This window comes from uncultured Pelagibacterium sp. (assembly GCF_963972885.1).
Lineage (GTDB): Bacteria > Pseudomonadota > Alphaproteobacteria > Rhizobiales > Devosiaceae > Pelagibacterium > Pelagibacterium nitratireducens.
In genome coordinates this window covers 38,776-50,704 of record NZ_CAXAXY010000010.1, presented here as the reverse complement: position 1 = coordinate 50,704, position 11,929 = coordinate 38,776, and the positions used below count along the sequence as shown (strand labels likewise).

Genomic DNA, 11,929 nt, shown 5'->3' with positions numbered 1-11,929 from the left:
TGCTTGAGATAGGCGAAAACCGTCTCGTGCAGCAGATCGGTGCGGATCAGGGTGTCGTCGAGATCGAGAACGAGCGGGAGAAGGCCCGATCGGGGTTTCCGGTCGGCACGGGTCTGTTTGACCGCAACAGCTGATTTGGGCATCGCACCTGCTCACTTTGCAAATTTCGCCCCGTTATCGCGGGCGCGAAGCTGTGGTGCAAAGAAAACAGCAAATAAGCGTTAATCAGGCGCGACGCGCAAATCAGTCAAATGCACGACAAAATTTACGCTTTATCGATCTGGCTTAATATGGTGCAAACAGGATCGATAAAATCGTACCTGTTTATCAAGCATCTAGTTCGCCACGAATTTTTCGTCGAAGGCATAGCCCGCGCCGCGGACGGTGCGGATGGGGTCCTTGACCCGCCCCCGATTGATGGCCTTGCGCAGCCGGCCGACATGGACGTCCACGGTGCGCTCGTCGACATAGACATCGGTGCCCCAGACGCCATCGAGCAATTGCTCGCGCGAATAGACGCGGCCGGGATTGCCCATGAGATATTCGAGCAGGCGGTACTCGGTGGGGCCGAGATGGACTTCCTTGCCCGAGCGGCGGACGCGATGGGTGGTGCGGTCGAGTTCGATATCGCCCGCCTTGAGGATAGCGGCGATCAACTGCGGGTTCGACCGGCGCAAAAGGGCGTTGATGCGGGCCATCAGCTCGGGAAGCGAAAAGGGTTTGACGACATAGTCGTCGGCCCCGGTCGCCAGACCGCGCACCCGCTCTTCTTCCTCGCCGCGTGCGGTGAGCATGATGATCGGGATGCGGGCGGTATCGGTGCGGGCGCGGATGCGGCGGCAGATCTCGATGCCCGAAGTGCCCGGCAGCATCCAGTCGAGCAGGATGATATCGGGCGTGTTTTCGGCGATGCGCAGCATGGCCTCTTCGGCATCTTCGGCGGTTGCGACGGAAAAATCTTCCGCCTCGAGATTGTATCGCAGAAGTTCGACGAGATCGGCCTCGTCTTCGACAACAAGAACCTGAGGGATCATCGACTAGCCCTTGATCTGCTCACGCTTGAAATCCTCGACGTCCGACGTCAGTGACTGGCCGGTCGCAAGGAAATAGGCCTGCTCTGCTATGTTGGTCGAGTGATCGCCCACCCGCTCAAGATTTTTGCCGCAGAACAGAAGGTGCGTACACATGGTGATATTACGCGGATCTTCCATCATGTAGGTGAGGAGTTCGCGGAACAGGGAAACATAGAGCGCATCGACGTCGGTATCGCGCTCGACCACATCGACCGCCATGTCCTTGTCGCGCGCCGCAAAGGCATCGAGGGCCAGCTTGACCTGGCGCTGGACGAGTTCGCCCATGTGGCGCAGCCCGTTCTTGAACTGGCTCGACATGCCGATGCCTTCGAACTGGGTGGAGCGACGGGCCGTCGACTTGGCCATGTCGCCGATGCGTTCGAGATCGTTGGCGACGTGAATGGAAGCGATGACAAGGCGCAGGTCCTGCGCCATGGGCTGGCGCCGGGCGATGATCGAGACCGCCATCTCATCGATCTGGGCCTGCATGGCGTCGACCTTCTTGTCGGCGGCCACAGTGGCCAGCGCAAGGTCGGCATCGGAGCGGATCAGGGCGTCGGTGGCGTTGGAAATCGCCTTTTCGACAAGCCCGCCCATTTCCGAGATCGAACGGGCCAACTCGATCAGTTCATCTTCGTAGGAGCTAACGATATGTTCGCTTGAATTGGGCATGACGTGGGTCTCCTACCCGATGCGGCCGGTGATGTAATCCTGGGTGCGCTTTTCCCTGGGATTGGTGAAGATGGATTCGGTCGGACCTTCCTCGATCAGCTTGCCCAGGTGGAAGAACGCGGTCTTTTGCGAGACGCGCGCGGCCTGCTGCATGGAGTGGGTGACGATAACGATGGTGTAATTGGCACGCAATTCGTCGATCAGCTCCTCAATGATCGCGGTTGCGATCGGATCGAGTGCCGAGCAGGGCTCGTCCATGAGGATGACTTCGGGACCGACCGCTATGGCGCGCGCGATGCACAGGCGCTGCTGCTGGCCACCCGACAGGCCGGTGCCGGGCGAATGCAGCCGGTCCTTGACCTCTTCGAACAGCCCCGCCTTTTGCAGCGAAGTCACGACGATTTCTTCAAGATCGGACTTGTTGCGGGCCAGTCCGTGGATCTTGGGGCCATAGGCAACGTTTTCAAATATCGATTTGGGGAACGGATTGGGCTTTTGGAACACCATACCGATCCGGGCGCGCAGTTCGACCACGTCGAGGCTGGCGTCGTAAAGATTGTCGCCGTCGAGGGCGACGGTGCCGGTGACCCGGCAGCCCTCGATGGTATCGTTCATACGATTGATGCAGCGCAGGAATGTGGATTTGCCGCATCCCGAAGGGCCGATAAAGGCGCTGACAGCCTTTTCGGGAATGTCGATCGAAACGTCGAACAGCGCCTGTTTTTCATTGTAGAAGACCGAAACGTCTTCCGCCTTGAGGCGCGCGGGGTGCCCGGTATCGTCGGGCGTGCGGACTGTCTGGAAGCCGGCCTCGCCAGCTGTCGTGTTGCTCTGGTTCATCGGAGGCATTGCACTCCTGTCCATTGTGGTTCCGATTGTCATTTGCGGCGCTCCAATCGTGTGCGCAGGAAGATGGCGATGGCATTCAACAGGATCATCATGCCCAAAAGGACCATAATGGCAGCCGATGTCCGCGCCTCAAAGAAGTTCCGGTTTTCGTTGCCCTGCCAGAGATAGATCTGAACCGGCAGAGCCGTCGCCGAATCCAGCGGATTGGCGGGAATGTTGGCGATGAACGCGCTCATGCCGATCAGCAGCAGAGGTGCCGTCTCGCCAAGGGCCTGGGCCACACCGATGATGGTGGCGGTCAGAATGCCGGGGAACGTCAGCGGCAGAACATGGTGGAACACGGTCTGGTTGCGCGAGGCACCAAGCCCGAGCGCCGCCTGACGGAGCGAGGGCGAAACAGCGCGCAATGACGAGCGGGTCGCAATGATGATGGTGGGCAGGGTCATCAGGGTCAGCACAAGGCCGCCAACCAGCGGTGCCGAGCGCGGCAGGCCAAGATAGTTGATGAACACAGCCGCGCCGAGCAAACCGAAGACGATGGAGGGCACGGCCGCGAGATTGTTGATGTTGACTTCGATGAGGTCGGTCCAGCGGTTCTTGGGCGCGAACTCCTCAAGATAGACCGCGCTGGCAACGCCGAGCGGAACGGCCAGCACGATCACCACCATCATCATGTAGAGTGAACCCATGAACGCGCCGGCCAGACCAGCCGAAGCAGGAGCGGAGCGGCTATCGACATTGGTAAAGATGTGCCAGGCGAAATCGAAGCTTATGGCACCCTCCTCCAAGAGCCGATCGGCAAGCTGGCGTGTCTGGGGAGAAAGCTGCTGGCGCTCGTCAGCCAGCGAACGGTCGATGGTGCCCTTGAGCCAGTTGTCGGTGTTGGCGGAGGCCAGTATTGTCACCGGCACGGTCTGCCCGAGCACGTCGGGATTGGCGAAATAGCGATCGCGCAGCTGGAAGCGGGCGGCCGATGTTACGAGCTCGAGAACATCGCGGCTTTCGATTTCCAGATCGGGCACGGCGGTGCGAACAGCGGTTTCGACGATGGCGTTCCAGTTGGACAAAGTAACGTCGCGCTGCCACTGAACCATCGCCGCTTGATAATCGGCATCGGACGCGCTGTCCGAACGGTCTGGCTGGGGACCGCCTTCAACCAGTTCGGGATCGAAATAGGCTTCGACATGGAGCGTCGACTGCCAGAAGGACGGCAGGCCCTTGGAGATAATCATCCCGAACAGGATGGCAACGAAGCCCAGCGCAGCGGCAATCGACAGGATGCCGGCCCAGCGAAACATGGTTTCATTGCGATGGCGCCGCGCAAGACTCTTGCGAACGCGTTCGCGCTTGGCATCGCTGGATTCGGGGCTGGAGAGCAATGTGTCGACCATGGCTATTCGTATTGCTCCCTGAACTTGCGGACGATGTAGAGTGCCAGGACGTTCAGCAGCAGGGTCATGACAAAGAGTGTCAGGCCAAGCGCGAAGGCCACGAGAGATTGAGGGCTGGTGAAATCGGCATCGCCGGTGAGCTGATTGACGATGCTCACGGTCACGGTGGAGGTGGGCTCGGCCGGATTGAAGCGCAGCACGGGGCTGTTGCCGGCGGCCAGCACCACGATCATGGTCTCGCCGATTGCCCGGCTGACGGCGAGCAGGATGGCGCCCACAACGCCGGGCAAAGCAGCCGGCAGCAGAACCTTGCGGATGGTTTCCGATTGCGTCGCGCCCAGCCCGAGCGAACCGTCGCGCATGGTGCGGGGAACCTGGGCGATGATGTCGTCACTGAGCGAAGAGATGAAGGGGATGATCATGATCCCCATGACCACGCCTGCCGTCAGCGCACTTGTCGCCCTGATGTCCACACCGATCATGTTGCCCAGGCCGGCAAAGAACGGCCCCACGGTAACCAGGGCGAAAAAGCCGTAAACGATGGTGGGAATGCCGGCCAGCACCTCGATGATGGGCTTGACCACGTTGCGCACATTGGGGGGCGCGTACTGGGAGAGATAGATGGCCGACATCAAGCCAATCGGCACGGCAACCAGCATGGCGATGAGGCTGATCATGACAGTGCCCCAGAGCAGCGGCAGCAGGCCATATTCGCCAGCCGACCCGGTGCCCGAGCTCTGGAACCGGGGGTTCCAGGTGGTGCCGAAGAAGAAGTCGAGCGGGTTGATGAAGGAGAAAAACCGCAGGGCGTCGGCAAGCAGCGAAAGCACGATACCGAGCGTGGTCAGCACCGCGACGGTGGAGCAGGCAATAAGGCCGATACGGACGGCGATTTCGACTTCGGTTCGGGCCCGCAGCCGCAAGCCGATGCGCCGCTGAGCAAAAAAGAGCCCGCCGGCGCCAAGCGCCGCGGCGGCGCCGATCACGGCAAGGAACGAAACGAGCTGGAAGGTCTCAAAGGCCTGGGCGGCAGCCAATTCCTCGGGCGCGGGCTCACCGACCACGCCAAATCCGTTGGCGATGGCCTGGACACGGTTGATGACGGCCTGCACCTGGACCTGGGTAAGCTGCGCCGTTTCAGGCGGCAGTTGTGCGAGAATGAAGCTGCGCGTGACCGTTTCGCTGAACAGCGCCCACAGGCCGAGCACGATGATTGCCGGAAGCAGCGCGAAAAGGGCGGCGAGAACGCCGTGATAGATGGGGCGCGAATGCAGGCGCTCGGTGCCACCGCTGGCAAGCCTGCGGCTGCGCGACCAGCCTATCTGATAAGAGAGCGTGAGAAGAACCAACAAAAGTGCGGCGATAACGAGAGCGTTCACGGCGAACTGGTCCTTCCAGATGGGCCGGGGCCTGGGACCCGGCGCGGACTGTAATTTATATGGAGGACCCCGGGATGGCCGGGATCCTCCGATCTTGCAAGTGCCGATTACTGCGGCTGATACTGGTCGCCATTGTTGAAGGCATCGAGCTGTTCTGCAAGGAACTCGCTCGAAGCAGGAACCAGACCAGCGCCTTCAAGCGTGCCACCGGAACCGGCCATCTGGTCGGACAGGAAGAAGGCAACGTAGTCTTCGATGCCAGGGATCACGCCGACATGAGCGCCCTTGACGTAGAACTGCAGCGGGCGGGAGATCGGGTATTCGCCCGAAGCGATGGTCTCGAGCGTGGGCTCCACGCCGGAAACGGTTGCGACCTTGAGGGTGTCGCGGTTCTGGTCGTAGAAGGAGAGACCGAAGACGCCGATTGCTTCGGGGTTCGACTGCAGGCGAGCCAGAGTTTCGGTGTAGTCACCGGCGATCTCGACCACCACGTCCTGACGCGGGGTCAGGCAAGCGGCTTCCATGGCTTCCTCGTCCATTTCGGGCAGGCCGGCTTCTTCGCAACCAAGCGCCAGAACGCGCTCGTCGAAGACTTCACGGGTGCCGTGATTGGTGCCGGGGATGGCAACGAAGATGTCCTGGTCGGGAAGCGAAGAGTCGATTTCGGACCAGTTGGTGTAGGGGTTGTCGACCAGTTCGCCGTCGACGGGAACCTGAGCGGCGATGGCGTTGTAGAGGTGAACGGGTTCGAGAGCGAAATCGCCCTGGTCGATACCGGTGGCGAACACGATGCCGTCAAAGCCGAAGATCACTTCGCGAACATCTTCGACGCCGTTGGCCACGCAGCCTTCAAGCTCGCTGGCGCTCATCTTGGACGAGGAGTTGGCGATGTCGAGGGTCGCTTCACCGACGCCTTCGCAAAGCTGACGCTTGCCGCCGCCCGAGCCGCCGCCGGCAACGTTGGGCGTGTTGTAATCGGGGAATGCGTTACCGAATTCCTCGGCAACGATCGAGGAGAACGGCAGAACGGTCGACGAGCCGGCGATCTGGATGGTGTCGCGGCTCTGAGCCTGGGCAGCGGTTGCGCCAAGAGCGGCAACGACGGCCACCGCGGCGGCGCTGGCGTAAAGTGCGGTTTTCATGATTCTGATCTTCCTTTGTGTCAGAAGCGTCCGGGCATTTTTGCCCCTTGGGTTTGATGAAGCCGGACATGTGTCCTTGCGGCTCCATCTCGAAAACAGGGGCAACCTAGGACCGGCAGCTAAAGGTTCTATGTCTTTTTCGTGACACTTGGATGACAATATAAGATGCTGATATTGCAAAGAAAAATTCGCAGCGCCTTGTGGGAAACTGCGCATTGGCAACGTTTGTGACAAAGAGGCGGTCAGCGGGGCAGGAGGATTTCCACGCGTGTGCCCTCGCCCAGTTTCGAGCGTATGGAGAGCAGGCCGTGATGGCGGGCGACGATGTGTTTGACGATGGCCAGGCCCAGGCCCGTGCCCTTTTTCTTGCGGTTGGCTTCCGCATCGCCGCGATAGAAACGCTCGGTGAGGCGCGGTACGTGTTCTTCGGCGATTCCCGCGCCGAAATCGGTCACGGTGATGGCGTGGTGGGCACCTGAGCGGCTGGCGCCGGCGACCAATGCGATCTCCACCCTGCCCCCGTCGCCGCCATATTTGATGGCGTTGTCGGCAAGGTTTTCGAGGACCTCGAACAATTCCTGGCGGTCGCCGATGATGGTCACGGGCTCGTCGGGCAATTTGAGATCGAGAACAAGTTGGGCGGCGGTGACCTTGGGTTCGAGGGTTTCTGCAACCTCGCGCAGCAGCAGGTTGAGATTGACCTCGGTGGTCGGCTTGACGTGCTGGCGCAATTCGATGCGCGAGAGCGAGAGCAGATCATCGATCAGGCTCGACATGCGCTCGGACTGGCTGCGCATGATGCCCAGAAACCGGCCACGCGCCGCCTCGTCCTTTGCGGCCGGGCCCTGCAGTGTGTCGATGAAGCCCATGAGCGAGGTCAGTGGGGTGCGCAATTCGTGGCTGGCATTGGCGATGAAATCGCCGCGCATGCGGTCGGTGCGCTTCTGCTCGGTGAAATCGTAAAGGGTGATCGCAACGAAACTGCGCTCCTCGCTGGGCCGATAGGGGACGACGGACGCGCGGTACCAGGTTTCGTTGGGCACCGGGATGTGCAGTTCGCTGCCTTGGGCGGTCCCGGTCTCGATGGCCTTGTCGATGGCTTCGACGAGATCGGGATCACGCAGGGTGAAGGCCAGAGGATCGCCGGTTCGGGCACGGGGAAAGCGTTTGAGCGCCGCCGGGTTGCGATAGATGAGCACGGCGCGTTCATTGATGATGAGGCAGGGTTCGGTCAGAATATCGGAGAACTGCTCGACGGCCCCGTCGATACCGACCAGCGCGCCGGCCTGTTTGGTTTCGACATCGGAATTGAGTGAAGCGCGCGTTGCGATGGCGGTTATGGCGGCGATTGCAAGAATCACCACGCCCGAATCGAGGAGAGCGAGCCTGCCCAATACCGCCAATGCCAGAACAATAAGCACGGCAGCGCCGCCGACCAGCAGCGGTGAAACCATGACGATCGGCCGGCCCACCTCGGGTCGCGTCCTCACCCTCTGTCCTGTGCTCATTGCAAATGAATCATCAATCATGACAATGGCCATATAGCGCGTGCATGACAATGGCATGATGCAACGGGCGCATCCGATTATGACAGCTGCGACACAAAACGCCGAAGAGGACTTGATCTATATGGACGGCTTCGACCTCGAAAATCCCGAACTCGACGAAACGATCAAGGATCGGGCGCTGACCAGCGGCGGCTATCCTTACACCGAAAAGATGAAGACCAAGGATTACGAAAAGCATCTGCGCGCTCTGCAGATCGAACTGGTCAAGCTTCAGCGTCATCTGGCCGAGAGCGGGGAACGTGTGCTGGCGCTGTTCGAGGGGCGTGACTCGGCCGGAAAGGGCGGCACGATCAAGCGCTTTCTGGAAAACCTCAATCCGCGCAACGCGCGCACCGTTGCTTTGCCCGTCCCCTCGGATCGGGAACGGACGCAATGGTATTTCCAGCGTTATGTGACGCATCTGCCATCTGGCGGCGAGATCGTGCTGTTCGACCGCTCATGGTACAATCGCGCAGTGGTCGAGCCCGTCATGGGCTTTTGCACGCCGAGCCAGACCGAAAATTTCCTGCATGAGGCGCCGCCTTTCGAGCGGATGATCGCCGAGGAAGGCATCCATCTGTTCAAGTTCTGGCTCGAGATCGGGCGGGAAATGCAGCTCAAGCGTTTCCACGACCGCCAGCACGACCCGCTCAAGATCTGGAAGCTGTCGCCGGTCGATCTCAAGGCTCTGGAAAAGTGGGACGAATACACCAAGGCGCGCAACAAGATGTTTGTGGCGACCGATACGCCGGACACGCCCTGGACGCTGATCCGGGCCAATGACAAGAAGCGCGCCCGGATCGCCGCGATCCAGTCGGTTTTGTGGCCCATCGATTATGCCGACAAGGATTTTTCGGCCATCGGGGAAATCGACCACAAGATCGTCATGTCGCCCGAAGGCTTCCTCGCCAAGACCGGATAGGCTATGGCGGGACGCAAAACGGGGAGGATACGCGTGAGCCGGACAGCAGTTTCCATCGGGGAAGCGATGATCGAAATGAGCGGGGGCGAGGATCGCACCTACAGGCAGGGCTTTGCCGGGGACACGCTCAACACCGCCTATTACCTCAACGCGCTTCTCGATGCGGACTGGCGGGTGCGCTATGCGACCGCCGTGGGCGACGACCTTTATTCGCGCCAGATGGTTGAGTTTATCGGGCAGACCGGGATCGATACAGGCGCGATCCGCACCATCAAGGGCAAGCGCGCCGGGCTTTACATGATCCATCAGGCCGATGGAGACCGCCACTTCACCTATTGGCGCGATACTTCGGCCGCAAAGCTGCTGGCGGACGATGCGACGGCGCTCGAGGCCGCGCTGGAGGATGCCGAGCTGATCTATTTTTCAGGCATCACGCTGGCCATTCTTGCACCCGAAGCCCGCGAGCGGCTGGTTGCGGCGGTTGGCGCGCGGCGGACAGCCGGGGCCATGGTGGCTTTCGACCCCAATGTCAGGCCTGCTCTGTGGGCCGACAACCAGAGCGTTGTTCATGCGCTGACGGAAGCGGCAAAGGTTTCGAGCATCGTCTTGCCCACCCACGCCGACGAGGTTCCCTATTTCGGCGATGCGGACGATGAGGCGACCGCGCGGCGCTATCTGGCGGCGGGCTGTGAGGAAGTCGTTGTCAAGAACGGCGCCGATCCGGCGCTTGTGGTCACAGGTGAGGGGGAGTGGCGTGTTGGCGCAAGAAAAGTCGCCAGCGTGGTCGATGCGACCGGAGCCGGCGACAGTTTCAATGGCGGATATCTGGCCGCGCGTCTGGGTGGCGCCAGCCCCGAACATGCTGCCAGGGCCGGGCACGCCACCGCCTCGGTGGTCATCGGCCATCATGGGGCATTGATCCCCAAGGAAGCACTCGGGAAAGCCGGCTAGTGCTTTGAACCTTTGTCGAAGCCGCGCCGGATGGTTCGAAGGCCGAGGAATACGGCGATCAGCGCGACGGGCGAGAGGATAGAGATGGCAAGCGTCTTGTCCCAGCCTGTCGCCTCCAGCGGTCCTGCCAGCGCGTAGCCCAATATGCCGATCAGATAATAGGTGATGGCGATGGTCGAAAGGCCCTCGACGGTGTGCTGGAGCCGGAACTGGCTGCGGGCCGTTTCGGCGATGGTTTCGAGCACCGATTTGTTCTGGATCTGCATATCGAGGCTGATGCGCACATTGAGCAATTCGACGGCCCGCTCGAGCTTATCGAGCAGGACGGCGAGCCGCTTGTCCATGGCCTCGCAGGTGGCCAACGCCGGCTCGACCCGGTTGCCGATAAAGCTCGAAAGCGAGGAGCCCTGCCCCAGGGTCGTTTCGCGCAGCTTTTCGAGCCGGTTGCGCAGGATCGCGCCATAGGCATAGGCCGCGGCGAAGCGATAATTGAGCTGCTCGGAAATCTGCCCCGAGCGCACGGCAAGCGCGTGCAGGCTCTTAAGCCGATCCTGCACCGCATCGGTGGTTTCGACCGCCGAAAGGTCGGTCATCACATCGGTCAGGCCCATTTCAACGGCCCTTAGATCGGGGCCGGTCCGGCGGGCCAGCGGCAGGGCCAGAAGCGCCATGTTGCGGTAGGTCTCGATTTCGAGAATGCGGCGCAGGGTGATGGCGCGGCGCAGCGGCGAGAGCTTTCCGGCGGCAAATTCGAAGCGGATGAACTTGTCCTTGTCGGGCACGAAATCGGTGGCCAATTGGGCGTTGGCATGCTCGACGGCGACAAGACACAAGCTGGTGGGATTGAACGAGGGAAACACCCGCTCGGGCAATTCGGGCTCGTCCATCAGATCGACGCGCATGGCGCCCACCAGTTCGGCCTCGCCCAGAACGTCGAGCCCGATATCGGTGGGCCAGCTCTCGGCATCGGTCAGCGGGGTATACCACGTTATGGTGATGAATTCGGTGTGAAACTCCCAACTCGCGACCCGTTCGGGGGTGGTGAACTGGTACTGCCGGCTGGCATCGTCCTTGACCGCATGACCGTTGTCAGCCGCGAACTGGCGGAATTCTTCCATGGCCTTTCGCATGCCGCCCGAGCGATTGGGCACGGTCAGCACAAGACGGCGCACGCGCATACTGGGTGCAACGAGTTCGACAGGTCGCGCGTGCAGTTCGGCCAGAACCGCTTCGCGGTAGGGATGGTCAGCTATTGGTGCCGCGCACATTGTTTCCGAGCCTTTAAAACAATATCGCTCTACCCTACGCCCTCTGAAAAGCCATACCCATCCATCTTTGGTGTGATGCGCGCTTTTGACCTAGTAAGCCTTGCCTTCGCGCTCTTTCATATAGGCCAGTTCCTCGGGTGTGGATGGGCGCCCCAAAGCCGCGTTGCGAAGCGGAAACCGGCCAAACCGGGCGATGATGTCGTGATGCTCGAGGGCATAGGTGAGATAATCATCATGGCCCAGGGCTTTGAACAGCCTCACGGACTCTTGCTGAATTACAGCCGATTCCGAGTGCTGGTAAGGGGTGTAGGCAAAGAGCCTTTCATCGACCGAAAGCTCTGCGTCGAGGCCGCGCGAAACGATCTCCTGGGCCAGCGCCAGCGCCATGGTGTCGGATGCAAACGCCCTGGCGCTGTCGCGATTGAACTGTCGCGAGAGCTGGTCGAGCAGAATGATCTCTGCCAGCCGGCCCCTGGCCGTTTCGCGCCAGGTCCAAAGTTCGGAGCGAATGGCTTTTTCATGAGCATCGCCCAGGCGCGCCGCGCAGCGGGCATCGAATTCAGGGTCGTTGGCATACCAGTCTTCGAGCCCGTGTTCGACAAACCAGAAGTCGATTACATCATCAGGCTGCATGACCCTGTCTCCAATCTTGTTTTGTTCGCATTGTGGGTTTCGCCGCGGCCTTTGCCCGGCAATACTGGCGGGGAACTGATTCCCCTCGTTTGTCGGAGTGTG

General features: G+C 60.9%; 11 protein-coding genes. 2 read left to right on the top strand and 9 right to left on the bottom strand.

Annotated elements, in window-relative coordinates; all coding sequences use genetic code 11:
- Positions 1-335 precede the first annotated feature (335 nt).
- The 7 genes from phoB to AACZ55_RS03510 form a co-directional block, all read right to left on the bottom strand.
- The gene (phoB, locus tag AACZ55_RS03540; protein ID WP_338607725.1) at positions 336-1,034 is read right to left on the bottom strand and encodes a phosphate regulon transcriptional regulator PhoB; all 699 of its coding nucleotides are present in this window, start codon (positions 1,032-1,034) and stop codon (positions 336-338) included.
- Between the two features lie 3 nt (positions 1,035-1,037).
- Entirely contained in the window at positions 1,038-1,745 is a 708-nt protein-coding gene (gene phoU, locus AACZ55_RS03535) for a phosphate signaling complex protein PhoU (RefSeq protein WP_339643121.1), read from the bottom strand.
- 12 nt (positions 1,746-1,757) lie between these two features.
- Positions 1,758-2,627: a phosphate ABC transporter ATP-binding protein PstB gene (gene pstB, locus AACZ55_RS03530; protein ID WP_338607727.1), complete on the bottom strand. Its 870-nt coding sequence runs from the start codon at positions 2,625-2,627 to the stop codon at positions 1,758-1,760.
- On the bottom strand, positions 2,624-3,985 hold the full coding sequence (gene pstA, locus AACZ55_RS03525; RefSeq protein ID WP_339643118.1) for a phosphate ABC transporter permease PstA: 1,362 nt from the start codon (positions 3,983-3,985) through the stop codon (positions 2,624-2,626). The genes pstB and pstA overlap by 4 nt, the downstream gene beginning before the upstream one ends.
- Positions 3,986-3,987: 2 nt before the next feature.
- The gene (pstC, locus tag AACZ55_RS03520) at positions 3,988-5,364 is read right to left on the bottom strand and encodes a phosphate ABC transporter permease subunit PstC (protein WP_339643115.1); all 1,377 of its coding nucleotides are present in this window, start codon (positions 5,362-5,364) and stop codon (positions 3,988-3,990) included.
- 107 nt (positions 5,365-5,471) lie between these two features.
- Complete coding sequence (locus AACZ55_RS03515) at positions 5,472-6,506, bottom strand: substrate-binding domain-containing protein (RefSeq protein ID WP_339643112.1); 1,035 nt, start codon at positions 6,504-6,506, stop codon at positions 5,472-5,474.
- A gap of 242 nt (positions 6,507-6,748) precedes the next feature.
- Positions 6,749-8,014, bottom strand: coding sequence for an ATP-binding protein (locus tag AACZ55_RS03510; protein WP_339643109.1), 1,266 nt, complete (start codon positions 8,012-8,014; stop codon positions 6,749-6,751).
- Positions 8,015-8,093: 79 nt separating this feature from the next.
- Here AACZ55_RS03510 and ppk2 point away from each other — a divergent pair, with 79 nt between their 5' ends.
- Together ppk2 and AACZ55_RS03500 are read left to right on the top strand one after the other, a co-directional pair.
- A complete protein-coding gene (ppk2, locus tag AACZ55_RS03505; RefSeq protein ID WP_339643106.1) occupies positions 8,094-8,975 on the top strand; it encodes a polyphosphate kinase 2 in 882 nt (293 codons plus the stop codon).
- Positions 8,976-9,008: 33 nt separating this feature from the next.
- A complete protein-coding gene (locus AACZ55_RS03500) occupies positions 9,009-9,926 on the top strand; it encodes a sugar kinase (RefSeq protein WP_339643103.1) in 918 nt (305 codons plus the stop codon).
- Here AACZ55_RS03500 and AACZ55_RS03495 read toward each other — a convergent pair.
- Together AACZ55_RS03495 and AACZ55_RS03490 are read right to left on the bottom strand one after the other, a co-directional pair.
- Complete coding sequence (locus AACZ55_RS03495) at positions 9,923-11,194, bottom strand: DUF3422 domain-containing protein (RefSeq protein ID WP_339643100.1); 1,272 nt, start codon at positions 11,192-11,194, stop codon at positions 9,923-9,925. The two genes, AACZ55_RS03500 and AACZ55_RS03495, sit on opposite strands and share 4 nt — an antisense overlap.
- A 90-nt stretch (positions 11,195-11,284) precedes the next feature.
- Complete coding sequence (locus tag AACZ55_RS03490) at positions 11,285-11,827, bottom strand: DUF924 family protein (RefSeq protein WP_339643097.1); 543 nt, start codon at positions 11,825-11,827, stop codon at positions 11,285-11,287.
- Positions 11,828-11,929: the final 102 nt, after the last annotated feature.